Genomic DNA, 24,003 nt, shown 5'->3' with positions numbered 1-24,003 from the left:
GGCCCGTGCCGGGCGGGATTAATGACTGACTGTTCGTTCAGTCCCGAGGCGGTGCAGAGTGCAGGAACCCAGCGCGACGAGGCGCGACCCGGCCCAGGCGATGTTCGACGACGACCGCGCGTCACAGGCGCTGGGCATCGAACTGCTCGACGTCGGCAGCGGCACCGCCCGCGCCCGGATGACGATCACCGAGACGATGGTCAACGGCCACGGGATCGCCCACGGCGGCTACATCTTCCTGCTGGCCGACACGACCTTCGCCTGTGCCTGCAACAGCCACGGCCCGACCACCGTCGCGGCTCGCGCGGACATCACCTTCGTCCGCCCGGCGCGGCTCGGCGACGAGCTCGTTGCCCGCGCGGTGGAGCGCACCCGCTACGGGCGCAGCGGCATCTACGACGTCTCCGTGCACCGCGGCGAGGAGCTGATCGCCGAGTTCCGCGGGCACAGCCGATCGATCGGCGCAGCACCGACCAGCGAGTCCGAGGGAGGACTGCGATGACCGCGACCACCGAGGCGCACTCCGCACCACGCCGGCTCGGCACCGCGCCGTCCCCGGCCGAGCTCGACCCGGCGGAGCGGTACTCGGCCGACGAGCTGGCCGCGGTGCAGCTGGAACGGCTGCAGTGGACGCTGCGGCACGCCTACGAGAACGTGCCGCTGTACCGGGAGAAGTTCGACCGCGCCGGGGTCCGGCCGGAGGACTGCCGCAGCCTCGCCGACCTGGCGAAGTTCCCGCACACCACCAAGCAGGACCTGCGGGAGAACTACCCGTACGGGATGTTCGCGGTCCCGCTGGACCAGGTCCGCCGGCTGCACGCCTCCAGCGGCACCACCGGCACGCCGACGGTGGTCGGCTACACCGACGGGGACCTGCGGACCTGGGCGGACCTGGTGGCGCGCTCGCTGCGCGCGGCGGGCGCCCGGCCCGGGCACCGGGTGCACGTCGCCTACGGCTACGGGCTGTTCACCGGCGGGCTCGGCGCGCACTACGGCGCCGAGCGGCTGGGCTGCACGGTCATCCCCGCCTCCGGCGGCATGACCGCCCGCCAGGTGCAGATCATCCAGGACTTCCAGCCCGAGATCATCATGGTCACGCCGTCCTACCTGCTCACCCTCATCGACGAGTTCGAGCGGCAGGGTGTGGACCCGCGCAGCACCTCGCTGCGCACCGCCGTGCTCGGCGCCGAGCCCTGGACCGAGCAGATGCGCCAGGAGATCGAGGAGCGGCTGGACCTGGACGCGGTCGACATCTACGGGCTGTCCGAGGTGATGGGCCCGGGGGTCGCCAACGAGTGCGTGGAGACCAAGGACGGCCCGCACATCTGGGAGGACCACTTCTACCCCGAGGTGATCGACCCGTTCACCGAGGAGGTGCTGCCCGACGGCAGCGAGGGCGAGCTGGTGTTCACCTCGCTGACCAAGGAGGCCATGCCGATCATCCGCTACCGCACCCGCGACCTGACCCGGCTGCTGCCGGGCACCGCGCGGCCGATGCGGCGGATCGCCAAGATCACCGGCCGCAGCGACGACATGATCATCCTGCGCGGCGTGAACGTCTACCCCACCCAGATCGAGGAGCTCGTGCTGCGCACCGAGGGGCTCTCCCCGCACTTCCAGCTGGTGCTCACCAAGGAGGGGCGGATGGACCGGATGACGGTGCGGGTGGAGGCTCGGGCCGACTGCCCCGCGCCCCGCCGGGAGGCGGCCGCCGCCGAGCTGGCGCGAGCGATCAAGGACGGCGTCGGGATCAGCACCGAGGTCGCCGTGGAGGACCCGGACACGCTGGAGCGCTCGGTGGGCAAGCTGCGGCGCGTCGTCGACCGGCGGCGGTCCTGACCGAACGTCCGGTCGAGCCGACTGCGATACTCGGATCATGGCTGGAAGCGCTGCGCGGGGGAACCGCCGAGGTCGACCGGGCTACGACCTCGGCAGGCTGCTGGACGTCTCGGTGCGCGTGTTCAACGAACGCGGGTACGAGGGCACCAGCATGGAGGTCCTCGCGCAGCGCCTCGGCATCACCAAGTCGGCGATCTACTACCACGTCTCCGGCAAGGACGAGCTGCTGCGGCTGAGCGTCAACCGGGCGCTGGACGCGCTGTTCGCCGTCCTCGAGGAGGAGGCCTCCACCACCGGCCGGGCCATCGACCGGCTCGAGCACGTCGTGCGCCGCAGCATCGAGGTGCTGGTGGCCGAGCTGCCGTTCGTCACGCTGCTGCTGCGGGTGCGCGGCAACACCCGCGTCGAGCGCCAGGCGCTGGCCCGCCGCCGCGAGTTCGACCTCATGGTCAGCGACCTGGTCAAGCAGGCCGAGGCCGAGGGCAGCATCCGGCCCGACGTCGACCCGTCGCTGACCACGCGTCTGCTGTTCGGCATGGTGAACTCGATCATCGAGTGGTACAAGCCGAGCCGCGGGTTGCGCGCCGAGCAGGTCGCCGACGCGGTGACCAAGATCGCCTTCGACGGCCTCCGCACCGGGTCGCCGGACCCGTCCTGAAAGAGCTCCCACCGACTCGCGTCACGCCCGCCGACCCGGTGGGTCTCGACCACGTGGGTGTTCTGGAGCACCCACACGCGGGCGGGACGCAGAGGGGATCCCCCCGCGTCGGCCGCCGGCCGTGGCCGGGGTGGTCGCGGCCGGCGGTCCCCGCCCGCGCGCGGCCGGCGGTGCGCGGAAATCCCCGCGTGGTGCGGGAACCAGCCTGTGGGTGACGAAAGTCCCCTGCGATCTCGCCCGCCCCCCGCTTACCCTTCGTGGGGTCGTGGCCGATTCCAGGCCCGCGGTCGCCGCGGTGGATCCGCTGGACTGGGGACAGCGCAGGCACTCGCGGGGTGACGTGACGCGCCGACCGCCGGTCCGACCGTGCCGCGGCACTTCCCTCCCCCTCGCCCGGGTTCCGCGAACGAGCACCCACTTGGAGGCGACTGTGTCCCGGCTCGACTCGATCGCTCGCGCCTTCCTGCGGTACCTCTACGAGGACCACCGGTTCCGGCCGGAGGTCGCGGACTTCTTCGACAGCCCGGCGGCGAAGGCCGCCGCGGTCCAGCCGTCGTGGAGCGAGCTGGCCGACGTGGTGGAGGAGCTGCGGGAGCGCGACCTGGTCGCCACCAGCGGGGTCGGGCACCGGGGCGCCCCGGCGCGGGCCGGGCTCACCGGCTCCGGGTTGATCTGCGCCGGCCGGCACGGTGGGGACATCTCGTCGTGGGCGCGGTCGAACTCGGTGGCGGTGCTCGACGACCCGCCCGAGAACGCCGTGCCGCGCGCCCGGTCGTCGGTGGAGACCGCGCCGCGACGCGTCGACTGCTCCGGGCTGACCCGGGTGGCGAGGGTGGTGCTGCTGACCCTGCCCACGGTGCACGCCCGCTACGGCGACACCGTGGAGATCGAGGCGACCGCCCGCGAGCTCCGCGACGCCGCCCAGCAGCAGACCCCGGACACCGACCGCGTCCGGTCCCTGGCGCGGCGGTTGCGCACCGAGCTGGCGACCGGATCGGTCGCGAACACGCTCGGGGTCGTGCTGCTCGACGGGCTGGACGAGGCCATCGCCGAGAGCGGGCTCGACCGGTGAGGTCCCGGGGGCACGGCGGACGACCGTCCTCATCGGACGTCCTGAGTGACGGGGTTCACCGCGGGCGGCCACCGTGCGCACGCCCGCGCACGCCGTGTGCTGTGATGACCGGCGTGGACACGGGCAGCAGGGCGTCGGCGGCAGTGCGCCGCGAGCTCGACGCCGCCCGCATCCCGACGCACCTGCGGGCCGCCTACCGGCGGTGCCGGGCGCTCAACGCGCAGCACGGCCGCACCTACTTCCTCGCCACCCGCCTGCTGACCCCGGCCCAGCGCCCCTCCGTGCACGCGCTGTACGGGTTCGCCCGGTGGGTCGACGACATCGTCGACGACACCGGTCCGCGCAGCGTGGCCGAGCGCCGGCGGGCGGTCGACGAGCTCGACGGCGAGCTGCGGGCCGGCCTGCGCTCCGGGCGCAGCGAGCACCCGGTCCTCGCCGCGCTCGTCGACACCACCACGCGGCACGGCATCGACCCCGCGCTGTTCACCGACTTCATGGCGTCGATGCGGATGGACCTGACCGTCCGCGACTACCCCACCCGCGCCGCGCTGGACGCCTACGTGCACGGGTCGGCCGCGGTCATCGGGCTGCAGCTGCTGCCGGTGTTCGGCACGGTGTGCCCCGCCGCCGACGCCGCCCCCTACGCCGCCGAGCTGGGCAAGGCGTTCCAGCTGACGAACTTCTTGCGCGACGTCGCCGAGGACCTCGACCGCGGGCGGGTCTACCTGCCGCTGGACGAGCTGGCCGCGTTCGGCGTGGACCGCGAGCGGCTGGCGTGGTGCCGTCGCACCGGTCGCCCCGACCGCCGGGTGCGCCAGGCGCTGGCCGACCAGGTCGCGCGCACCCGGGCGCTCTACCGGAGCGCGGAGCCCGGCATCGCGCTGCTCGCACCCCGGTCCCGCCCGTGCGTGCGGACCGCGTTCACGCTCTACGGCGAGATCCTGGACCGCGTCGTGGAGTCGGGCTACGACGTGTTCCGCCGCCGCGTGGCGGTGTCCGGCCCCCGCCGGTTCGGCGTCGCGGCGGCAGCGGTCGGCGCGGTGGTCGCGGTGAGCTTCCGCACTCCCCACTGAGGCATGAGGATCTCCGGATCGGGGAAGCCGGGACGGGTGAGCTCCGGTCCGGTCGAGCACCGGGCCGGTTCCCGGACGCTGTGGGGAGCGACCAGATGAGCAGCGGAACTCCGCGCGGGCGTGACGTCAGGACCACGTCGGAGCTGTTCGACGAACCGGGCCGTGCGTTGGAGCGCAGTGCCCGGGTCCTGACGACCTCGCCGGAGGCGATCGAGGAAGCGCGCGAGGCGCTGCTGGCCATCACGGCGGCCAGCGCGCGGCTGGCCCGCCAGCTGGACGGCCTGGCCTCGGCCTGCAAGCAGCCGAACACCACCGAGCCCTCCGCGGCGCACGTCGCGCTCGACCAGGCGGCCGCGGCCGCCGAGGACCTGGGCAACTGCACGCGCGTCGCCGCCCAGGCCATCCACGACCGGGAGTGAGCCCCGCCCGGCCCGCGGGAGGAACGGGCCGGGCGGGCGCTGGTCACGGCGCCTGGACCAGCCCGGCGCCGATGTCGGTGGCGGGCAGCGGCAGGCGGCGCGCCGCCTGCGACAGCCGGGCCCACAGGCCCCACGCCCGCTCCGCGTACTGCTGGGCGTACAGCGCCGCCACCCCGGAGACGTGCGGGGTGGCCATGCTGGTGCCGCTGAGCTTGCGGTAGCGCTCGGCACCCGGCCAGCTGGAGTAGACGTCGACGCCGGGCCCGACCAGGTCCACCTGCCCGATCTCGTCGACCGTGCCGGAGGAGAAGTCGGCGATCTGCAGCTGCGAGTCCACCGCACCGATGGCCATGATCGACGGGCAGTTCGCCGGGTGCCCGACCGGCGCGATGGTGCCGGCCGACCGCTGGCTCTCGTTGCCCGCGGCGGCGATGATCAACGTGCCGCGCTCCATCGCCCGTTGCGCGACCTTCTCGAACGCGTCGGAGTACGGCGTGCCCGGTTCGGTGGGCGCGCCCAGCGACATGGACACCACCGCGCAGCTGTTGGAGATGGCCCACTGGATGCCGGACAGGATGCCGCCGTCGGTGCCCGTGCCGTCGTCGCCGAGGACCTTGCCCGCGTAGATGCTGGCCTCCGAGGCGATGCCGTAGCCCGGGCCCTCCGTGGAGGTGCGGGGGCCGCAGGCGGTGCCGATCACGTGCGTGCCGTGCCCGTGCCCGTCCTGGACCTCCTGCCCCTCCACGAAGGAGCCGGTCACGATGTCGCGGCCGGCGAGGTCCGGGTGCTCCAGGTCCACGCCGGTGTCGAGCACCGCGACCCGCACGTCCTTGCCGGTGGGCGCGCTGCGGTTGGCGCGCACCGCCTGCAGGCCCCAGGTGGCTTCGCCGTCCTCGGCGGAGCTCGACGGCTCGCCGATGGCGAACACCCTCCGCTCCGCTTCCACGCGCGCGATCGGCCCGGTGCCCGCCGCGCGCTGCAACGAGGCGAACTGGTCCTCGTCCGCGCTGACCAGCGCCACGCCGAGGTCGTGCAGCACGATGCCGCCGGCGCTGCGGAACAGCTCACCGGGCGCGGCCCCCGCCGCATCGGCCGTGTTGGCGCACCGGATGCCGGTGAGCCGGGACAGCTCGCGGGTTCCGATGATCGTCGCGTTGTCTTCCAGCAGCACCAGATAGCGTCCGGTGGTGTTCTCCCCGGCTGGGGTCATGATCGCTCACCTCGGCGGTCGGTCGGGTGGTCCTCGCCACAGTTGTCCCAGGTGTATCGCGCATTACGCTGAGTCACAAGCACCCAGCCGGGTAGGGACCGCACCTCTCCGTCTCCTGCCACCCACGAGTCACACTGGTTTTCGCAGAACACAACCCTTTCGTGTCACACCTGACGGGGGTAGTCCGGGCACCACGCGCAGGCGGGGCATGACAACCGCGGCCCCCGGTCCGACACTGGGGGTAATCATCGAGCGGAGGGGTCCACGTGCAGCGAACCGTCTTGATCACCGGCGCGACCAGCGGTCTGGGCAGGGAGCTCGCGGACCGGGTCGCGGCATGCGGGCACCGGGTGCTCGTGCACGGCCGCAGCGCGGAACGCGCGGAGGCGGTCCGGGCCGAGCTGGTGGCCGCGACCGGTTCCGAGGAGCACACCGCGCTCGTCGCCGACCTCTCCGAGCTGCGCCAGGTCGCGCAGCTGGCCGACGAGGTCCGGCGGTGCACGGACCGGCTGGACGTGCTCGTCAACAACGCCGGCATCGGCTCCGGGCCGCCGGGCGCCCAGCGCGAGCTCAGCGCGGACGGCGTGGAGCTGCGCTTCGCCGTCAACTACCTCGCCGGGTACCACCTGACCCGGCTGCTGCTCCCGCTGCTGCGGGCCTCCGCCCCGTCCCGCGTGGTCAACGTCGCCTCGGCCGGCCAGCACTCGATCGACTTCGACGACCCGATGCTCGCCCACGACTACCTGGGCACGCGGGCCTACGCGCAGAGCAAGCTGGCGCAGATCATGTCCACCGTCGACCTGGCCGCGGAGCTCGACGGCAGCGGCGTGACGGTCAACGCCGTGCACCCGGCGACCTACATGAACACCGCGATGGTCCGCGAGGCCGGAGTCAGCCCGGTGAGCACGGTGAGCGAGGGCGCCGAGGCGGTGATGCACCTGATCACCGGTCCCGGTCTGGACGCGACCACCGGCGAGTACTTCCATGGGACACGCGCGTGCCGGGCGCTGGACCAGGCCTACGACGAGCAGGCCCGGGCCCGGTTGCGCGCGCTGAGCGACGAGCTCGTCGAGCAGGCCCGGAGCTGACTGGAGGGCTGGTGCCATGAGCGAACGCACGATCGTCGTCGGCGTGGACGGGTCGGAACCGGCCGCGTGCGCGCTGCGGTGGGCGGTGAAGCAAGCCGCGCTCACCGGGTCCACCGTGCGCGCGGTCGGGGCCTGGGAGTTCCCGGCGTTCTACAGCTGGGAGGGCGGGCCGATGCCGCCCGACGACTTCGAGGACGCCGCGCGCAAGGCGCTGGACGACACCGTCGAGCAGATCCAGGGCGAGGCCGACCTCCCGCCGGTGCCGATCGAGCGCCTGCTCGTCCACGGGCACGCCGCCCAAGCGCTGCTGGACGCCTCGGAGCAGGCCGAGCTGCTGGTGGTCGGCAGCCGCGGGCACGGCAGCTTCTACGGAGCGCTGCTGGGGTCGGTCAGCCAGCGCTGCGCCGTGCACGCCAAGTGCCCGGTCGTCATCGTCCGGCACTGACCGCCGGCGCGCGCCTCAGCTGTTCCCGGTGTGGCCCAGGCGCTCGGAGAGGTCGCTCGCGCCCTCGCGGACCAGGTCCCGCAGGGCCGCTTCGGTCTCCTCGTTCCACCGCAGGATGGGCACCGCGATGCTGATCGCGGCCACGACCGCGCCCGTGTGGTCGCGCACCGGGGAGGCCACGCACGCCACCGCTTCGTTGGACTCGCAGTACTCCCGGGCCACCCCGTCCTCGGCGATCTGGTCGAGCTCGGCGCGCAACGCCTTGCGGGTGGTGATGCTGTGCTCGGTCATCGCCTTGAGCCGGCGGTTGCCGTAGAGCTCGTCGACCTCCTCGCGGGACAGCGCGGACAGCAGCGCCTTGCCGACCGCGGTGCAGTGCGCGGGCAGGCGCCGGCCCACCGCGGAGACCATGCGGACCGGGTGGCTGCTGTCCACCTTGGCCACGTACAGCACCTCGGTGCCTTCGCGGACGCCGACGTGCACCGTCTCCTGGCAGCGCTCGGCGATCTCCTCCGCGACCAGCTGGCCTTCCCGCGCCAGGTCGAGGCGTTCGGCGTAGGCCGAGCCGAGCTGGAACCCGCGCACCCCGAGCCGGAACTTGTTGCTGCCGCGCCCCGCGGGCATCAGGTAGCCGCGTTCGCTGAGGGTGCCGACCAGTTCGTGCACCGTGGTGCGCGGGAGGCCGAGCTGCGCGGTGATCTCCGGCGCGCTGAGCTCGGGGGCGTCCAGGAACAGCTCCAGGACGTCGAATGCCCGTTCCACCGCAGGTACCGCTCGTGCCACCGCTGGTGCTCCTCCCCTACCGCCCGTTCCGATGACCGGTATTTCGAACATCGTACCCGATACCGACCACGGTGCTCGCCTCCGCTTGACCGGCCGCCGACACCGAACATACGATCTCCCGAACATTGTTTGGCATCTCGAACGGAGCGGAAGAGTGCGCCAGACACGCGAGTTCCTGCGGTCCCAAGGCCTGCCGGACACCGATGCCCCGACCACCAGCACGAAGCGGTTCCCGGACGGTGCGCAGTACCGGGTGGAGATCCCGAGCACCGAAGGACCTGAGGTGCTCGACGCCGTGCTCGCCGAGGCCGAAGCCCGCCAGGTCGTCGTGCACCGCATCTCGCAGGGCAGCGGTGGCATGCTGCTCACCGACGCGGAACTGCGGACCATGGCCGGCACCGCCGCGGCCCGCTCGGTGGAGCTGAGCCTGTTCGCCCGCCCGGTCGCCGGGTGGGACACCAGCCCGATGGCCGTGGCCGCGGGCGGTGGGCCGGTGGCCGCGCAGGCGCGCGGCACCGAGCAGCTGGTGCACGTGCTGGAGGACATCAGGCGGACCGCGGAAGCGGGCGTCCGCAGCGTGCTGATCACCGACCTCGGGGTGCTCAAGGTCGCCTCGGCGATGCGCGAAGCAGGCGACCTGCCGCCGGACCTGCAGTTCAAGATCAGCGTCCAGATGGGACTGGCGAACCCGGCCGCGGTGCGCCTCGCCGAGGACCTCGGCGCCGACACCTACAACGTGCCCACCGACCTGAGCATCGGGCAGCTGGCCGCGATCCGCGCCGCGACCGACCTGCCGCTGGACGTCTACGTGGAGGCGCCGGACGACATGGGCGGTTTCGTCCGGCACTTCGAGATCGCCGAGATCGTGCGGGTGGCGGCCCCGGTGTACGTCAAGTTCGGCCTGCGCAACGCCCCGAACATCTACCCCAGCGGCACCCACCTGACGCCCACCGCCGTGGCGCTGGGCCGGGAACGGGTCCGCCGCGCGCGGATCGGGCTGGACCTGCTGCACCGCTACGCGCCGGAGGCGAAGGCCTCGCAGCTGCCCGCCGACGGCCTCGCCGTGCCGCAGGTCGCCGCGCAGGAGCGGGTCGGCTCGTGACGCGCCGGGGCGCCGGTCCGCACTGAGCCGGCGCCCGGCTCGGCCTATCGTCGGCGGATGAGCACTGCTGCGCCGCTGCGCTCGCGGTCGGGGCGTTGGATCCTCGTCGCCACCATCCTCGGTTCCGGGGTGGCGTTCCTGGACGGGTCGGTCGTCAACGTCGCGCTGCCCGCGATCGGCCGCGAGGTCGGGGGCGGGCTCAGCGTGCTGCAGTGGGTGCTGGACGCCTACCTGCTCACCCTCAGCGCGCTGCTGCTGCTCGGCGGGGCGCTCGGCGACCGCTACGGCCGCCGCCGGGTGTACGTCATCGGGCTGGTGCTGTTCACCGCCGCCTCACTGGGGTGCGGTCTCGCGCCGACCGGTGAGGCGCTCGTGGTGGCGCGGCTGCTGCAGGGCGTGGGCGGGGCGCTGCTGGTGCCGGGGAGCCTGGCGCTGATCAACTCCTCGATCCGGCACGACGACCGCGGTGAGGCCGTGGGCCGGTGGGCCGGGCTGACCGGGGTGTCCTCGGCGCTCGGCCCGTTCGTCGGCGGGTGGTTGGTGGACGCGGTGTCCTGGCGCTCGGTGTTCGTCATCAACGTGCCCATCGCGGTGGCGGCGCTGCTGGCGCTGCGGCACGTCCCGGAGTCCCGCAACCCGCAGGCGGTGGGCCGGCCGGACGTGCTGGGCGCGCTGGCGGTGACCGCCGGGCTGGCCGGGGCGGTGTTCGCGCTCATCGAGGCCCCGGCGGCGGGCTGGACCCCGCTGGCGGCCGCCGCCGCCGTCATCGGCGTGGCGGGGCTGGTCGCCTTCCCGCTGATCGAGCGGCGCCACCCGAGCCCGCTGCTGCCGCTGTCGCTGTTCCGCTCGGCGCAGTTCACCGGCGCCAACCTGACCACGCTGACGGTGTACGCCGCGCTGAGCGGGGCGCTGTTCCTGCTGTCGCTGCAGCTGCAGCAGTCCATGGGCTACAGCGCGCTCGCGGCGGGCATCGCGACGCTGCCGATCACCGTCATCATGCTGCTGCTGTCCGGCCGGGTGGGCGCGGTCGCGCAGCGCACCGGTCCGCGGCTGCCGATGACCGTCGGCCCGGTAGTGTGCGCGGCGGGCCTGGTGCTGCTGACCCGCGCGGTCCCCGGCGCCGGCTACGCCTCCGGCGTGCTGCCCGGGGTGCTGGTGTTCGGCCTCGGCCTGTCGCTGACCGTGGCCCCGTTGACCTCGGCGGTGCTGGCCTCGGTGACCGAGGACAACGCCGGGGTCGCCTCCGGGGTGAACAACGCGGTGTCCCGCCTGGCCGGGCTGCTCGCGGTGGCGGTGCTGCCGGTGGTCTCCGGGCTGTCCCGCACCGGCGCCGGCGCGCCGCTGGGGCCCGGGTTCGGCACGGCGCTGCTCATCTCGGCGGGCCTGTGCGCGGCGGGCGGGGTCCTGGCCTGGCTCACCGTGGGCCGCGCGGAACGCGTGGACACCTACTGCCTGCCCGGCCTCAACCACGCCTGCCAGGACCCCTGCACCGGCCATCCGGACCGGTGAGGCACCGGTCAGCCCGCGGCCCGCTTCGCCCGCACGTCCTCCGCGGTGACCGCGTTGCCGCCGATCGCCCACGCCCCGCTGGGCGTCTCGGTGACCACGACGTGCGTGACCGGTCGCAACCCTTCCCCCTCGATCGCGATGACCGCTTCGGAGACGCTCTCGACCAAGCGCTGCTTCTCCTCGTCGCTGAACGCCCCGGCGATGACCTTGATGTCGATGAACGGCATCGGACCGCTCCTCCGCACTCCCCCGCTGCGCGGGACGATTCAGCTGATTCGGACGCCACTCATGCGGCTCGGACCCCTCCCGTCACCATGCGCTGCGCGCGGAGCAACCACAGTTCGAGTTCGGCCAGCTGGCCGTCGAGGCTCTCGCTGCCGTACATGTCCGGACTCGCTCGCAGGGCGATCAGCTCTTCCCAGCGGCGTTCCATCTCGTCGACCAGTTCTCGCGCAGTCACTCAACATCCCCTCTCCGAGTCACCGACGATGACGGTACGGCGCAGTCGTGCACGCTGTGTAAGGCCAAAAGTCATGGTTTCACCCGATTCGCCCGCTGTGGGCCGCACCACGGTGGCGTGCAGTTGTGGTGGGATCGAGACATGCGGAGAGGGCGTCGAGGGCACCCGTGCGAACCTGACACCAGCCGGATCGGACTGTGGCGCTGCGATGTCTGCGGGCAGCAGTGGGAGATCCACGGGGTGGCCGGCAACCCGCGGGTGCGCAAGGTCAGCCGGATCGGCTGGTTCTTCGCCAAGCTCCTCGGCTGACGCCGCGGTCAGCGCCGCAGCCGCCCGGCCAGCACCACGACGACCGCTCCCGCGACCGGCACCACGACCAGGCCGAGCCGCAGGCTCACCGCGTCCGCGAGCAGCCCGACGAGCGGTGGACCGACGAGCACGAAGAGCCGGTAGAGCCAGCCGACCACGGCCAGTCCCGCACCCGGCGGGAGGCCCGGCACCGCGTCCGCCGCGGTGAACCCGGCCGGGATGACGGTGGCGATCCCCCACCCGGCCAGGGCGAAGCCGATGACCGCGGTCGGGATCGACGGCCACAGCAGCGCGCCGCCCACGGCGACGACCACCAGCGCGCCCCCGGCTCGCGCGACGGCGCGGGCGCCGAAGCGGTCCACCAGCCGGTCGCCGGTGAGCCGTCCGACGGTCTGGGCCGCCTGCAGCGCGACGAACACCGCACCGGACAGCGCGGCCGCGGCGCCGAGCGAGTCCCGCAGGTAGATCGCGCCCCACGACGCAGCGGTGTCCTCGACCAGCGCGCTCGCCCCGCACAGGGCGCCGAGCGCCAGCAGCGCGAGCAACGCGCGCGCTCCCGGGCGGACGCGGGCGGTCCCCCGGTGCGCGTTGTCGTCCGGGCCGGGCAGCAGGAAGAACCGGCTGGCGACGGCCACGGCGCCGAGCACCGCGGCGGCCACCCCGAAGTGCAGCGGCAGCGGCGCGGCCACACCCGCGGCCAGCGAACCGCCCAGGCCGCCGACGATCGCACCGACGCTCCACAGGCCGTGGAAGGAGTTCACGATGGACCGGCCGTAGGCCCGCTGGACCCGCAGTCCGTGGGCGTTCATCGCCACGTCGACCACCGCGTCCATCGCGCCGGCCACGAACAGCGCCCCGGCCAGCTGCCACCAGTGCGCGGCGAGGCCGATCGCGACGAGGTCCGCGGCGAGCAGCACCGAGCACCACACCGCGACGTCCGCCGAGCGCCACCGGGCCAGCAGCGGACCGGCCAGCAGACCGGCCGCCAGGGCGCCGCACGGGAACGCCGCGATCGCGGCCCCCAGCGGGGCGTTCGACAGACCCAGCGAGTCCTGCAGTTCCGGGTAGCGGGGCACCACGCTGGCGAAGCTCGCCCCGTTGACCAGGAACAGCGCGGCCACCGCCAGCCGCGCGGCGACCGGCTTGCGCGTGGCCACCTCCGCCATGACCGCCTCCTCCCGGCTAGGATCGCCGTGATCATGCCAACGTCCGCGCCGGGACCCGCCACCGACCCCCGCCCCGCCGGGCCGGTCTCGACGTTCCACAGTGGAGGTCGTGGTGAACGTGCTCGCGACGGTGTCCCTCGGACCGGCCACCTACCAGCTGCGCCGGGCGACCAGCGCGGACCTGCCCGGGATCGTGGACCTGCTGGCCGACGACCCGCTCGGGGCAACACGGGAGTCGGCCGCGGACCTGGCACCGTACCGGGCGGCGTTCGCGGCCATCGACGCCGACCCGGCGCACCTGCTGGTGGCCGCCACCTGCGGTGACCACGTCGTGGGGACGGTGCAGCTGACGTTCCTGCCGGGCCTGTCCCGCCGTGGCGCGCTGCGGGCCCAGATCGAGGCGGTGCGGGTGCACGAGCAGCACCGCGGCCACGGCCTCGGCGGTGCGATGGTCCGCTGGTGCCTCAGCGAAGCGCGCCGTCGCGGGTGCGCCCTGGTGCAGCTGACCAGCGACAAGCAGCGTCCGGAGGCGCACCGGTTCTACGAGCGGCTCGGTTTCACCGCCTCCCACGAGGGCTTCAAGCTCGCCCTGTGACCACCGGCTAGGCTGGTGGCGCGATGCGACGCAAGCCCAGCTCGCCGCTGCCGCAGCGGCACGGCGTGGACCCGGTCCGGATGCGGTTGCCCCTCGACGGGCGCTGGCGCACCGTCCGCGACCACCTCGTCGACCGGATCCCCAAGCTCTCCCCCGACCGCATCGACGCGATGCTGTCCAGCGGGCGGATCGTCTCCACCGACGGCCCGCTGACCCTCGACTCGCCGTTCGTCCCGGGCGCGTTCGTCTGGTTCCACCGCGACCTGCCGGTGGAGACGCCGGTGCCGTTCGCGGTCGACGTGCTGCACCGCGACGAGCACCTGCTGGTGGTGGACAAGCCGCACTTCCTGGCCACCACCCCGCGCGGCGGGCACGTCGTGGAGACCGCGCTGGTCCGGTTGCGGCGCGAGCTCGACCTCCCGCAGCTCAGCCCCGCGCACCGGCTGGACCGGCTGACCGCGGGGCTGGTCATGTTCGTGATCACCCCGGAGCACCGGGGCGCCTACCAGTCCCTGTTCCACGACCGGTCGGTGCACAAGGAGTACGAGGCCGTCGCCCGTGTCGACCCCGACCTCGAGCTCCCCCGCACGGTGCGCAGCCGGATCCGCAAGCAGCGCGGCGTGCTGCGCGCCGAGGAAGTGCCGGGCGAGCCCAACAGCGAGACCCGCGTCGAGCTGGTGGAACACCGCGGCGGGCTCGGCCGCTACCGGCTGCTACCGCGGACCGGCCGCACCCACCAGCTGCGGGTGCACATGAACCGGCTGGGCGTGCCGATCCTCGGCGACGACCTGTACCCCGTGGTCCGCGCCCGGGCCGCCGACGACTTCAGCTCCCCGCTGCAGCTGCTGGCCACGGTCCTGGAGTTCACCGACCCGATCACCGGCCGGCGACGGCGCTTCGAGTCCCGCCGGACGCTGGGCAGCTGGACCGGCCGGCACGACGAGCGGACAGAGCAAGCGGTGCGCTGACCGCGCGACGCTCCGTCCACATCAGACCGGAGACGGCGAGGCGGGAGCCCGGCCTCGAGCTGCCCGTTCCGCCACGACCAGCACCACGCGGGACGCGGTGGGCCGGGGAGCCCAGTACGAGCACATCGCCCCGACGGGCTTCCTCGCGATCCGCGCCCGGCCCGATGCCGAAGGCGCCTGACGCGATCGGGGTGCGGCTCCCCGCGGCCGAGGAGCCGCACCCGCTCGGGTCAGGCCGGGACGGCTTCGGCGCGCGGGCCCTCGGCCTGCGCGCGGTCGTCGTGGTTCGGGCGGCGCAGCAGCACCAGCATGCAGCCCAGGGTCAGCAGCACCTGGAAGATCGCGTACCCGATCACCGCCGCGATCGAGCCGGTCTGGTTCAGCAGGAACTGCCCCACGATCGGCGTGGTCCCGCCGAGGATCGTGCCGCACAGCTGGTAGCACAGCGAGATGCCGGTGTAGCGGACCTGCGCCGGGAACCGGCTGGCCAGCATCCCCGCCAGCGCCGCGTAGTACAGGCAGTGCGGGACCGTCGCGATGGCCACGCCGACCATCGCCAGGACGTAGTCGTTGGTGCTGATGAGCACGAACATCAGCGGCAGCAGGACCACCTCGGGCAGCAGCATGATCGTCACCGCGCGGGACCAGCTGCGCATCGCGGTGGCGATGACCGCGCCGAAGGGCTGCACGAGGATCTGCACGATGTTGGCGACCAGGATGATGGTCAGGAACGAGCTCTTGTCGAAGTCCAGTTCGCTGGTGGCCCAGGACAGCGCGAAGGTCGTCTTGAAGTAGGTGGCCGACAGGCCGATCGTGCAGGCGCCGATGCCGAGCACCAGCAGCGTCGGGTGCGAGCGCACGATCTCCCAGATCGGCAGCTTGGCGACCGCCTTGCGCTCGATCAGGTGGGCCATCGCAGGCGACTCGGTGACCCGCAGCCGGATGAACAGGCCGACCACCACCAGCAGCGCGGAGGCCAGGAACGGGATGCGCCAGCCCCAGCCCAGGAACGCCTCGTCCGGCAGCTGGCTGATGGCCAGGAAGCTCACCGTGCTCAGCGTGTTGCCGACCGGCGAGCCCTGCTGGGCGAAGGCCCCGTAGAGGATGGACTTGCCCTTGGGCGCGTGCTCGGAGGCGATGAGCACCGAACCGCCCCACTCCCCGCCCAGGCCGATGCCCTGCACCATGCGGATGAGCACCAGCAGGACCGGCGCCCACGCCCCGATCTGGGCGTAGCCGGGCAGCACGCCGATCAGGGTGGTGGAGACGCCCATCATCAGCAGCGTGATGACCAGCGTCTTCTTCCGCCCCAGCCGGTCGCCGATGTGGCCGAAGACGACGCCGCCCAGCGGGCGGGCGAGGAAGCCGATCCAGAACGTCGCGAACGCCACGAGCGTCCCGACGGCACCGTCGAGCTCGGGGAAGAAGACCTTGTCGAACACCAAGGCCGACGCCGTGCCGTAGATGTAGAAGTCGAACCACTCGATCGTCGAGCCGATGAAGGCCCCGATCCCGGCGCGGTTGGCCGTGCGGCTCCGCTCGCGCGCACTGATCGCACCCATGCGTTCTCCCTTGAAGCTCCGGTGCCGGTGAGCCGACGCGCTCACCACCCGAGGTGTGATGGGGTGCAACGGTGTCACTCCGCACCAAGACTGTCCAATACTGGATCGGTGCGACAGCAAGACGCTGGAGGACTCAATCGGCGTTCTTCAGCCCCGTCGGGGTGGGCAGGGCCTCCTCGGCGATCTCCAGCACGGTGCGCAACGCCGCGGAGGTGTTGTCCGCGCGCCAGGCCAGCGCGGCGTGCATCCGGATCGGGTCGCCCGCGAGCGGGCGGTAGACCAGGCCGGTCTGCTGGATGTGCTGGCAGGAGGTCAGGGTGAGGGTGACGCCGACGCCCGCGGCCACGAGCGCGAGGATCGTGTAGGAGTCCGGCGCCTCCTGGACGACGCGCGGGTTGAACCCGGCCGACACGCACGCCTTGACCAGCGCGTCGCGCAGGGTGGAGCCGGCGTTGGCCGGGAAGCTGACGAACGGCTCGTCGGCCAGCTGCTCGATCCGGATGCGCTCCTGCCGGGCCAGCGGGTGGTCGGTGGGCAGCGCGCAGATCAGCTCCTCCACCTCGATCACCCGCGTCCGCACACCGGGCTGGTTGACCGGCAACCGGACGAAGCCGAGGTCGAGCGAGCCGTCGGCGACCTTGGCCAGCGCGACGTTGGCGTAGGTCTGCCCGCGCATCACCAGCTCCAGCCCCGGGTGCGCGGCGCGGACCGCGCGGGTCAGCAGCGGCAGCGACTCGTGGCTGGAGGCCCCGGCGAAACCGACGGTGACCCGCCCGTACTCGCCGCGGCCGGCCGCCTTGGCCGCCCGCACCGCGGTGTCGACGTCCTCGAGCACCGTGCGGGCCGGTTCCAACAACGACTCCCCCGCGTTGGTCAGCCGCACCGACCTGGTGTTGCGTTCGAAGAGCTGCACGCCGAGCTCGCGTTCGAGCTGGCGGATCTGCTGGCTCAGCGGCGGCTGAGCCATCTGCAGCCGCTTGGCGGCGCGGCCGAAGTGCAGTTCCTCGGCGACCGCGATGAAGGCGGTCAGGTGGCGAAGCTCCACGGCGGACCTCGAGTTCCCAGTCGATCCATCAAGCATCGGTCTTGATCCGACACCGATCCAGTATTGGACAGCTATCAATTCGGACTGGCAATGTGAAGCCGATCTCCGAATCGAACACCGAGGAGCCCGACGATGCACGACCCGGTCGCCGAGGCGGACCCCCGCAGGGCGGACAAGACCACGACGATGCGGGAGGCGATCGCCACCCACGTCACCGACGGAGCGACGGTCGCGCTGGAGGGCTTCACGCACCTGATCCCCACGGCCGCCGGGCACGAGATCATCCGGCAGGGCCGCAAGGACCTCACGATCGCCCGGATGACCGCCGACATCGTCACCGACCAGCTGATCGCCGGCGGCTGCGTGCGCAAGCTGGTGTCGTCGTTCGTCGGCAACTCCACCGCGGGCTCGCTCGGCGAGCTGCGCCGCCGCATCGAGACCGGGCAGCCCGAGCCGCTGGAGTACGAGGAGTACAGCCACTACGGGATGATCTGCCGCTACCTGGCCGGGGCACAGCGGCTGCCGTTCTACCCGCTGCGCTCCTACGCGGGCAGCGACGTGCCGGCGGTCAACCCCGACATCCGCAAGGTCACCTCGCCCTACCCCGGTCCGGACGGCGAGCCGGAGCAGGTCTACGTGGTGCCGCCGCTGAACCCGGACGTCACGATCGTGCACGCGCAGCGCGCGGACCGGGCCGGCAACACCCAGGTCTGGGGCCTGACCGGCATCCAGGCGGAGGCGGTCTACGCGGCGCGGACCGCAATCGTCGTGGTCGAGGAGGTGGTGGCCGACGAGGTGGTCCGCTCCGACCCGAACCGCACGGTCATCCCCGCGCACGCGGTCGACGCGGTGGTGGAGTGCCCGGGCGGCGCGCACCCGGCGTTCGTGCAGGGCTACTACGACCGGGACGGTGAGTTCTACCGCGCCTGGTCGCACATCAGCAAGGATCCGGACCGGCTCCAGCGGTGGCTCGACGAGTGGGTCCGGGGCACCGCCGACCACGCCGAGTACCTGGCCAAGCTCGGCGCCGAGACCCGGCAGCGGCTGGCGGTCGGCGAGGCGTGGAGCGAGCCGGTCAACTACGGGCGTCGGCTGTGACGCCGGCAGGAGGAGTGCAGATGAACGCCGGAGCGATCACGTCGTCCGAACTGCTCGCCGCGGTGGCCTCCCGCGAACTGGTCGGCAAGAACACCGTGTTCGCCGGGATCGGGCTGCCCACCTTGGCGGTGTCGCTGGCGCAGCGGACCGTCGCACCGGACATCGAGATCGTCTACGAGTCGGGCGTGTGCGGCGCGCACCCCACGCACCTGCCGGAGACCATCGCCGACTCGGTGCTCATCACCGGGTCCGAGGCGGTGCTGTCGATGCCGGCGCTGTTCGGGTACGTGCTGCAGGGCGGTCGCATCGACGTCGGCTTCCTCGGGGCCGCGCAGATCGACCGCTGGGGCAACCTGAACTCCTCGGTGATCGGTGACTGGCACGCGCCGAAGGTGCGGCTGCCCGGCTCGGGCGGCGCGATGGAGGTGATGGCCAACTCCCGCGAGGTGTTCGTGGTGATGCGCCGGCACGACCCGCGCTCGCTCGTCGCCGAGCTCGACTTCTGCACCTCGCCCGGCCCGGACCGCGCGCTGCGCGACGGGATCCGGCCGCGCGGGGCGGGAGTCACCCGGGTGATCACCGACCTCGGCATCCTGGCCCGCGACGGCGCCGGCGAGGAGCTGCGCCTGGTCGCCACCCACCCCGGCGTGACGGTGGAGCAGGTCCGCGCCGCCACCGGGTGGGACCTGGCGGTGGCCGACGAGCTGACCACCGTCGAACCGCCCACCGAGGCCGAGCTCCGGCTGCTGCGCGAGGACGTCGACCCGGACCGGGTCTACCTCCGCTGACGCGCCGGCCTCACACCGCGCCGGGCAGCACCAGGAAGCCCCACGCCAGCACCGGTCCGGCGCCGACGAGCCCGGCGGTGTAGCCCACGATCTGCCGGTAGAAGCGGTCACGGTCCACGTCCCTGGCGTTGCTGAGGACCAGCGCTCCGTTGGTGGAGAACGGCGAGGTGTCCACGATGGTCGTGGAGATCGCCAGCGCGGCGACCAGTCCCGCCGCGCTGAGGTGGCTGGCCAGCAGCAGCGGGACGGCGATCGGGATGATCGCGGTCAGGATCGCCGTCGAGGAGGCGAACGCCGAGACGATGGCCACCACGAAGCACAGCAGCAGCGCCACGAACAGCGGTGCGCCCATGCCCGCGGCGCCCTGCGAGACGGCGTCGACCGTGCCCGCCTTCTCCAGGATCCCGACGTAGGTCACCATGCCGGCCACCAGCAGGATCGTCGACCAGCTGATGCCGTCGACCGCCTTGGCCTGGTTCTTCACGTCGACCAGGGTCAGCGCGGTGGCCGCCAGCAGCGCGAGGAACCCGATCTCCAGGTGGAACACCAGGGCGCCCACGACCAGCCCGGCCAGCGCCACCACCGTGAGCGCCTGCCGCCAGGTCAGCCGCGACGCACCGCCCGGCTCGGCCTCTCCCCCGGCAGTGGTGCCACCCCGGCGGGGCCCGCCCAGCAGGACGAAGGTCAGCAGCGACACCAGGACGTTGAACCCGAAGCTGGCCAGGAACAGCGCGGCCGGTGCCACCTCGAGCGGGGTCTGGTCGACCATGCCCAGCACCAGGGCGCCGGAGACCGCGATCGGGGAGAACGCCCCGGCGTGCGCGCCGCTGATCACCATCATGCCGACCATGAGCTGGCTGATGCCGAAGCGGTGCGCGAAGTTCATGCCGACCGGGGCCAGCAGCGCGACCGCCGCCGGGGTGAAGGTGCCGAACGCGGTCAGCACGGCGGCGATCGCGAACAGCACCCACGGGACCAGTGCGGCCCTGCCCCGCACCAGCGTGACCCCCGCCCGGACCAGCAGGTCGATGGTGCCGTTGCGCTGGGCGACCGAGAACAGGTACGTGACACCGACGATCGTCACGAACAGCGAGACGGGGAACCCCTCGAAGATCTCCTCCTCGGAGAGCCCGAGCGAGGCGGTCCCGACGACGAAGGCGCCGATGAACGCGAGGATGCCGATGTTGATCGGCAGCACGGTGGCGACCACGAACATGACGCCCAGGGCGCCGATGGAGATCATGTCAGCAGACATCGTTGTCCTCTGTGGTGTGTGTTCGGGGAAGGCTAGGCGGGGAGCGGGTCGGGCACCAGGAGTTCGGCCTCGCAGAGGATGCGGGCGGCGCGTTCCACCGTGACCCGGCGGGGCAGCGACCCGGCGAGCTCGCTGCACGAGACCGCGACGACCCCGGCCGGGGTCCCGATCCGCACCGCCGGCCCGGTCGCGGTCGAGACCGCGCGCACCACCGACCCGTCCAGCATCGCCGCGACCGCGATCCCGACTGCGGAGGTCAGGCCGATGGCCGGGTGCGGGGCGTTCATCGACAGCATCCGCACCGAGACGTCGTAGTCGCCGGCGGCGACCTCGTCGCCCAGCGAGGTCCGGTAGGCGACCGGCGGACCGACGATGCCGACCTTGGGCACCGCGTCATCGGGGGCGTCACCGGGGCGGGAGAGCCCCATCCGCCGCGATGCCGCGTGCCGGGCCGCGCGCAGCGGTGCCACGAGACCGCGCACCTCCGCGAGCGGCTCGGCGGCGGTGCGGCCGAGCCCGGCCGCGTCCAGCAGCACCATCGGCGCGCCCGCGTCGACCATGGTGGCCGCCGCGGGCCGCCCGGCGACGATGAGGTCGTCGACGACCCGACCGGTCGGGGTGACCGAGCCGGTGGTGCGTCCGGCCGGGTCCAGGAAGGTCAGCCCCACGGCCACTCCCCCGGCCCGGGTGCCGGGCACGGTCCGGGTGCCGAACTCGTGCACCCGACCGCCGGTCGTGTCGACCTCGGCCTCCAGCACCGCGCCCGTGTTGGTGTTGCGCAGCACCACGCGGGTGCGGTCACCGGTCACCGGGACGAAACCGCGGGCCACCGCCCACAGTGCGATGGCGGTGGCGCAGTTGCCGCAGTTGCTGCCCCACTCCACGCGCCGGACGCCGATGCCGACCTGTCCGAACAGGTAGTCGACGTCGATGCCCGGGGTGTCCGAAGCGCGGACCACCGCCGCCTTGGACGTGGTCGGGGTCGCGCCGCCGACCCCGTCGAGCTGGACCGGATCGGCGGCCCCGTAAGCGTTGACCAGCAGGTCCTCCAGCTCCCGCGCGGTGTCCACCGTGGCGGGCAGTGCCGCGTGGTCGAACAGCCAGCACTTGCTGGTGCCACCGCGCACCAGTGTTGCGGGTACGTGCACCCGTTCCTCCTCCCTGGATCTGCTCGGCGTTCACCCTGGCGGCGCGGAGGATTCAGTACAATGTCCAAGTTCTTACCGTGACTTAAGCACTGCTAACAGCTCGTGTCCAGGAGGCGTTCGGGTGCTCGACGTGAGACGGATGCTGGTGCTGGTGGAGGCCGCCGAGCGCGGCTCGCTGACCGCCGCCGCCGAGGCACTGATGATCACGCCGTCCGCGGCTTCCCAGCAGGTGTCCAGGTTGGAGTCCGAGGTCGGCCAGCCGTTGCTGCACCGGCTGCCGCGCGGGGTGCAGCTCACCGACGCCGGGCGAGCGCTGGTCGAACGCGGACGCGCCATCCGGCGCGAACTGCGTGCCGCACAAGCGGACCTGAAGTCGCTGGCCACAGTGGACCGTGGCACGCTGCGGCTCGGTTCGTTCCCCACCGCCAGCGCCTCGCTGCTGCCGCTGGCGCTGACCCGCTTCTCCCGCAAGCACCCCGGCATCCGCACCACGGTGCGCTCGGCGCTGTTCGCCGAACTCGTCGACATGCTGCACACCGGGGAGGTGGAGCTGGCGATGCTGTGGGACTACGAGTGGAACCGGGTCGACGACACCTCGCTGGTCGTCGACCACCTGCTCGACGACCCGACGGTGCTCGTCGTGCCGGCCAACTCCGAACTGCTGGAGGAGAAGACGATCGAGCTGGCCGACCTGGCCGAGCACCAGTGGATCATCCGCGCGGACAACCACCCCGTCGCCGAGGTCCTCCGCCGCAGCTGCCGCCTCGCCGGTTTCGAGCCGCGCATCTCCTACGAGTCGCACGACTACCAGGAGGCGCAGGCGATGGTCGCCGCCGGGCTGGGCATCGCCATCGCCCCGCGGCTGGCCCTGACCAACCGGCGCCACGACGTGCGACTGGTCTCCTTCGCCACCGACGTGCCCGCGCCGACTCGGCGGATCCTGCTGGCGCGCCCGGCCGGCCGCACCCCCACCCCGGCCGCCGCGGCGATGGTCGAGGTCCTGCACGCGGTGTCGCAGAAGTTCACCGGCACCAGCCTGCACCTCACCCAACTCGGGACCGTGCGCGCCCGCAGCGCGGGCTGAGTGCGGACCGGCCCGGCGCGCAAGAGCAGTCGGTCAGGTTCGACGGGCCATCCGGCGGGGTATGACACGAGGAGTCGTCCGCCGTCCGTCGTGGAGTCCGCATGAAGATCGTGTGCATCGGGGCCGGACCCGCCGGTCTCTACTTCGCCATCTCCGCGAAGCTGCGGGACGCTGGGCACGAGATCACCGTCGTCGAGCGCGACCCGCCCGGCGCCACCTACGGCTGGGGCGTCGTGTACTGGGACGACCTGCTGGACGCGCTCTACATCAACGACCGGGAGAGCGCGCAGCGCGTCCGCGCCGCCTCGACGGTCTGGCAGGAGCAGGTCGTGGCGATCCACGGCCAGCGCGCCTACCTCAACGGGTACGGCTACAGCGTCAACCGCGCCACGCTGCTGGACGTCCTCGCCCAGCGCGCCACCGACCTCGGCGTGGACGTGCAGTACGAGCGGACGGCCGAGGACCTCGCCGAGTTCGACGACGCCGACCTGGTGGTCGTCGCCGACGGCGCGAACAGCCGGACCCGGCAGCGCATGGCCGACGAGTTCGGCACCCAGCTGGACCAGGGCGACAACCCCTACCTCTGGCTGGGCACCACCCGGATGTTCGACAAGTTCACCTTCGGCTTCGAGCAGACCCCGCAGGGGTGGGTCTGGTTCCACGCCTACCCGTCGGCCGCCGGGGTCAGCACCTTCATCGTCGAGTGCCAGGAGCGGACCTGGCGCGCGCTGGGCTTCGACGAATTCGACGACGCGGCGACCACCCGGCTGCTCGAAGAGGTCTTCGACGAGCACCTGGCCGGGCACGCGTTGATCAGCTCGGCCCGCGGCAAGCCCGCGTCCTGGCAGCGCTTCACGCAGGTCTACAACCAGACCTGGCGGCACGACAACGCGGTGCTGGTCGGCGACGCCGCGCACACCACGCACTTCACCATCGGTTCGGGGACCCGGCTGGCGATGATCGACGCCGTGGTGCTCGCCGAGAAGCTGCAGGAGCACGAGCAGCTGGACCACGCGCTCAAGGAGTACGACGGCGAGGGGCACGCCGCGATGCGCGTGGTGCAGGCCGCCGCGCGCACCAGCATGGCCTGGTTCGAGAACGTCGACCGCTACACCGACCGGAACGCGGTGGACTTCTGCTACGCGATGTCCTCGCGCAGCGGGCTGCAACCGCCCTGGCGGTACCAGGCGCACCGGCTGGCGCAGAACCGCGCGGCGCGCGAGGCGCTGCGGCTGTCCGCGACCGGGCTGCGGTGGTGGCGGGCCCGGCGACGCGGTGAGTCCTGGAAGCAGGCCGCGGCCACCCACCCCTGACACCAGCAGCAGCG

The 24,003-nt window shown here is 72.8% G+C and carries 26 protein-coding genes; 17 read left to right on the top strand and 9 right to left on the bottom strand.

Annotation, left to right across the window (positions count from 1 at the left end):
- Nucleotides 1-100 precede the first annotated feature (100 nt).
- From paaI to HNR68_RS15995, 6 genes are all read left to right on the top strand, one after another.
- Nucleotides 101-502, top strand: coding sequence for a hydroxyphenylacetyl-CoA thioesterase PaaI (paaI, locus tag HNR68_RS16020; RefSeq protein WP_179725101.1), 402 nt, complete (start codon nt 101-103; stop codon nt 500-502).
- Nucleotides 499-1,839: a phenylacetate--CoA ligase PaaK gene (paaK, locus tag HNR68_RS16015; protein WP_179721873.1), complete on the top strand. Its 1,341-nt coding sequence runs from the start codon at nt 499-501 to the stop codon at nt 1,837-1,839. Before paaI ends, paaK begins: the two co-directional genes overlap by 4 nt.
- 37 nt (nt 1,840-1,876) lie before the next feature.
- Complete coding sequence (locus tag HNR68_RS16010) at nt 1,877-2,497, top strand: TetR/AcrR family transcriptional regulator (protein WP_179721870.1); 621 nt, start codon at nt 1,877-1,879, stop codon at nt 2,495-2,497.
- 430 nt (nt 2,498-2,927) lie between these two features.
- On the top strand, nt 2,928-3,569 hold the full coding sequence (locus HNR68_RS16005) for a hypothetical protein (RefSeq protein ID WP_179721868.1): 642 nt from the start codon (nt 2,928-2,930) through the stop codon (nt 3,567-3,569).
- A 104-nt stretch (nt 3,570-3,673) separates the two neighbouring features.
- Nucleotides 3,674-4,642 (top strand): phytoene/squalene synthase family protein, encoded by a 969-nt coding sequence (locus tag HNR68_RS16000; protein WP_179721865.1) that lies wholly within the window; start codon nt 3,674-3,676, stop codon nt 4,640-4,642.
- A 95-nt stretch (nt 4,643-4,737) separates the two neighbouring features.
- The gene (locus tag HNR68_RS15995) at nt 4,738-5,061 is read left to right on the top strand and encodes a hypothetical protein (protein ID WP_179721864.1); all 324 of its coding nucleotides are present in this window, start codon (nt 4,738-4,740) and stop codon (nt 5,059-5,061) included.
- A 43-nt stretch (nt 5,062-5,104) separates the two neighbouring features.
- On the opposite strand, the gene HNR68_RS15990 is transcribed toward HNR68_RS15995, so the two are convergent.
- Nucleotides 5,105-6,271, bottom strand: coding sequence for a S8 family serine peptidase (locus HNR68_RS15990; protein ID WP_179721861.1), 1,167 nt, complete (start codon nt 6,269-6,271; stop codon nt 5,105-5,107).
- Nucleotides 6,272-6,537: 266 nt separating this feature from the next.
- On the opposite strand from HNR68_RS15990, the gene HNR68_RS15985 reads away from it, so the two are divergent.
- Together HNR68_RS15985 and HNR68_RS15980 are read left to right on the top strand one after the other, a co-directional pair.
- The gene (locus HNR68_RS15985; protein WP_179721859.1) at nt 6,538-7,359 is read left to right on the top strand and encodes an SDR family NAD(P)-dependent oxidoreductase; all 822 of its coding nucleotides are present in this window, start codon (nt 6,538-6,540) and stop codon (nt 7,357-7,359) included.
- 16 nt (nt 7,360-7,375) lie between these two features.
- Nucleotides 7,376-7,804, top strand: coding sequence for a universal stress protein (locus HNR68_RS15980; RefSeq protein WP_179721856.1), 429 nt, complete (start codon nt 7,376-7,378; stop codon nt 7,802-7,804).
- A gap of 15 nt (nt 7,805-7,819) precedes the next feature.
- Here HNR68_RS15980 and HNR68_RS15975 read toward each other — a convergent pair whose 3' ends face one another.
- A complete protein-coding gene (locus tag HNR68_RS15975) occupies nt 7,820-8,587 on the bottom strand; it encodes an IclR family transcriptional regulator domain-containing protein (RefSeq protein WP_179721853.1) in 768 nt (255 codons plus the stop codon).
- A gap of 154 nt (nt 8,588-8,741) precedes the next feature.
- On the opposite strand from HNR68_RS15975, the gene HNR68_RS15970 reads away from it, so the two are divergent.
- The gene (locus HNR68_RS15970; protein WP_179721850.1) at nt 8,742-9,689 is read left to right on the top strand and encodes a U32 family peptidase; all 948 of its coding nucleotides are present in this window, start codon (nt 8,742-8,744) and stop codon (nt 9,687-9,689) included.
- Nucleotides 9,690-9,746: 57 nt separating this feature from the next.
- The gene (locus HNR68_RS15965; protein WP_179721847.1) at nt 9,747-11,198 is read left to right on the top strand and encodes an MFS transporter; all 1,452 of its coding nucleotides are present in this window, start codon (nt 9,747-9,749) and stop codon (nt 11,196-11,198) included.
- Between the two features lie 8 nt (nt 11,199-11,206).
- Here the strand turns inward: HNR68_RS15965 and HNR68_RS15960 are convergent, their stop codons facing one another.
- Together HNR68_RS15960 and HNR68_RS15955 are read right to left on the bottom strand one after the other, a co-directional pair.
- Nucleotides 11,207-11,425, bottom strand: coding sequence for a tautomerase family protein (locus tag HNR68_RS15960; RefSeq protein WP_179721844.1), 219 nt, complete (start codon nt 11,423-11,425; stop codon nt 11,207-11,209).
- Between the two features lie 59 nt (nt 11,426-11,484).
- Nucleotides 11,485-11,658, bottom strand: coding sequence for a hypothetical protein (locus HNR68_RS15955; RefSeq protein WP_179721841.1), 174 nt, complete (start codon nt 11,656-11,658; stop codon nt 11,485-11,487).
- Between the two features lie 141 nt (nt 11,659-11,799).
- On the opposite strand from HNR68_RS15955, the gene HNR68_RS15950 reads away from it, so the two are divergent.
- Entirely contained in the window at nt 11,800-11,967 is a 168-nt protein-coding gene (locus HNR68_RS15950) for a hypothetical protein (RefSeq protein ID WP_179721839.1), read from the top strand.
- Between the two features lie 8 nt (nt 11,968-11,975).
- Here HNR68_RS15950 and HNR68_RS15945 read toward each other — a convergent pair whose 3' ends face one another.
- Complete coding sequence (locus HNR68_RS15945) at nt 11,976-13,133, bottom strand: MFS transporter (protein ID WP_179721837.1); 1,158 nt, start codon at nt 13,131-13,133, stop codon at nt 11,976-11,978.
- 109 nt (nt 13,134-13,242) lie between these two features.
- Here HNR68_RS15945 and HNR68_RS15940 point away from each other — a divergent pair, with 109 nt between their 5' ends.
- Nucleotides 13,243-13,728, top strand: a complete 486-nt coding sequence (locus HNR68_RS15940; RefSeq protein ID WP_343050180.1) for a GNAT family N-acetyltransferase — start codon at nt 13,243-13,245, stop codon at nt 13,726-13,728.
- 23 nt (nt 13,729-13,751) lie between these two features.
- Nucleotides 13,752-14,696, top strand: coding sequence for a pseudouridine synthase (locus HNR68_RS15935; protein WP_179721835.1), 945 nt, complete (start codon nt 13,752-13,754; stop codon nt 14,694-14,696).
- 230 nt (nt 14,697-14,926) lie between these two features.
- Here HNR68_RS15935 and HNR68_RS15930 read toward each other — a convergent pair whose 3' ends face one another.
- The gene (locus tag HNR68_RS15930; protein ID WP_179721833.1) at nt 14,927-16,258 is read right to left on the bottom strand and encodes an MFS transporter; all 1,332 of its coding nucleotides are present in this window, start codon (nt 16,256-16,258) and stop codon (nt 14,927-14,929) included.
- A 133-nt stretch (nt 16,259-16,391) separates the two neighbouring features.
- Nucleotides 16,392-17,303 carry a LysR substrate-binding domain-containing protein gene (locus HNR68_RS15925; protein ID WP_179721831.1) on the bottom strand — a complete coding sequence of 304 codons (912 nt, stop codon included), beginning with the start codon at nt 17,301-17,303 and terminating at the stop codon, nt 16,392-16,394.
- A gap of 132 nt (nt 17,304-17,435) precedes the next feature.
- On the opposite strand from HNR68_RS15925, the gene HNR68_RS15920 reads away from it, so the two are divergent.
- Both HNR68_RS15920 and HNR68_RS15915 read left to right on the top strand, forming a co-directional pair.
- A complete protein-coding gene (locus tag HNR68_RS15920) occupies nt 17,436-18,401 on the top strand; it encodes a CoA transferase subunit A (RefSeq protein WP_179721829.1) in 966 nt (321 codons plus the stop codon).
- 20 nt (nt 18,402-18,421) lie between these two features.
- Entirely contained in the window at nt 18,422-19,189 is a 768-nt protein-coding gene (locus tag HNR68_RS15915; RefSeq protein WP_179721827.1) for a CoA-transferase subunit beta, read from the top strand.
- 10 nt (nt 19,190-19,199) lie between these two features.
- Here the strand turns inward: HNR68_RS15915 and HNR68_RS15910 are convergent, their stop codons facing one another.
- The gene (locus HNR68_RS15910) at nt 19,200-20,444 is read right to left on the bottom strand and encodes an SLC13 family permease (protein ID WP_179721817.1); all 1,245 of its coding nucleotides are present in this window, start codon (nt 20,442-20,444) and stop codon (nt 19,200-19,202) included.
- 32 nt (nt 20,445-20,476) lie between these two features.
- A complete protein-coding gene (locus HNR68_RS15905) occupies nt 20,477-21,592 on the bottom strand; it encodes a PrpF domain-containing protein (RefSeq protein ID WP_179721815.1) in 1,116 nt (371 codons plus the stop codon).
- A gap of 121 nt (nt 21,593-21,713) precedes the next feature.
- Between HNR68_RS15905 and HNR68_RS15900 the strand changes: the two genes are divergently transcribed.
- Complete coding sequence (locus HNR68_RS15900; protein WP_179721813.1) at nt 21,714-22,676, top strand: LysR substrate-binding domain-containing protein; 963 nt, start codon at nt 21,714-21,716, stop codon at nt 22,674-22,676.
- 101 nt (nt 22,677-22,777) lie between these two features.
- Nucleotides 22,778-23,989 carry an FAD-dependent monooxygenase gene (locus HNR68_RS15895; protein WP_179721811.1) on the top strand — a complete coding sequence of 404 codons (1,212 nt, stop codon included), beginning with the start codon at nt 22,778-22,780 and terminating at the stop codon, nt 23,987-23,989.
- The last annotated feature ends 14 nt before the right edge of the window (nt 23,990-24,003 follow it).

The sequence above is a fragment of the Saccharopolyspora hordei genome (genome assembly GCF_013410345.1).
In the GTDB taxonomy this organism is placed as follows: domain Bacteria; phylum Actinomycetota; class Actinomycetes; order Mycobacteriales; family Pseudonocardiaceae; genus Saccharopolyspora; species Saccharopolyspora hordei.
Note: the sequence above shows the minus strand (reverse complement) of the source record. Positions and strands in the feature narration are given on the sequence as shown.

Excerpts from the sequence above, each read along its gene's own strand:
- paaI (WP_179725101.1), top strand. The coding sequence starts at position 101 with ATGTTCGACGACGACCGCGCGTCACAGGCGCTGGGCATCGAACTGCTC.
- paaK (WP_179721873.1), top strand. The coding sequence starts at position 499 with ATGACCGCGACCACCGAGGCGCACTCCGCACCACGCCGGCTCGGCACC.
- HNR68_RS16010 (WP_179721870.1), top strand. The coding sequence starts at position 1,877 with ATGGCTGGAAGCGCTGCGCGGGGGAACCGCCGAGGTCGACCGGGCTAC.
- HNR68_RS16000 (WP_179721865.1), top strand. The coding sequence starts at position 3,674 with ATGACCGGCGTGGACACGGGCAGCAGGGCGTCGGCGGCAGTGCGCCGC.
- HNR68_RS15995 (WP_179721864.1), top strand. The coding sequence starts at position 4,738 with ATGAGCAGCGGAACTCCGCGCGGGCGTGACGTCAGGACCACGTCGGAG.
- HNR68_RS15990 (WP_179721861.1), bottom strand. The coding sequence starts at position 6,271 with ATGACCCCAGCCGGGGAGAACACCACCGGACGCTATCTGGTGCTGCTG.
- HNR68_RS15980 (WP_179721856.1), top strand. The coding sequence starts at position 7,376 with ATGAGCGAACGCACGATCGTCGTCGGCGTGGACGGGTCGGAACCGGCC.
- HNR68_RS15965 (WP_179721847.1), top strand. The coding sequence starts at position 9,747 with ATGAGCACTGCTGCGCCGCTGCGCTCGCGGTCGGGGCGTTGGATCCTC.
- HNR68_RS15960 (WP_179721844.1), bottom strand. The coding sequence starts at position 11,425 with ATGCCGTTCATCGACATCAAGGTCATCGCCGGGGCGTTCAGCGACGAG.
- HNR68_RS15950 (WP_179721839.1), top strand. The coding sequence starts at position 11,800 with ATGCGGAGAGGGCGTCGAGGGCACCCGTGCGAACCTGACACCAGCCGG.
- HNR68_RS15945 (WP_179721837.1), bottom strand. The coding sequence starts at position 13,133 with ATGGCGGAGGTGGCCACGCGCAAGCCGGTCGCCGCGCGGCTGGCGGTG.
- HNR68_RS15935 (WP_179721835.1), top strand. The coding sequence starts at position 13,752 with ATGCGACGCAAGCCCAGCTCGCCGCTGCCGCAGCGGCACGGCGTGGAC.
- HNR68_RS15930 (WP_179721833.1), bottom strand. The coding sequence starts at position 16,258 with ATGGGTGCGATCAGTGCGCGCGAGCGGAGCCGCACGGCCAACCGCGCC.
- HNR68_RS15920 (WP_179721829.1), top strand. The coding sequence starts at position 17,436 with ATGCACGACCCGGTCGCCGAGGCGGACCCCCGCAGGGCGGACAAGACC.
- HNR68_RS15915 (WP_179721827.1), top strand. The coding sequence starts at position 18,422 with ATGAACGCCGGAGCGATCACGTCGTCCGAACTGCTCGCCGCGGTGGCC.
- HNR68_RS15910 (WP_179721817.1), bottom strand. The coding sequence starts at position 20,444 with ATGTCTGCTGACATGATCTCCATCGGCGCCCTGGGCGTCATGTTCGTG.
- HNR68_RS15895 (WP_179721811.1), top strand. The coding sequence starts at position 22,778 with ATGAAGATCGTGTGCATCGGGGCCGGACCCGCCGGTCTCTACTTCGCC.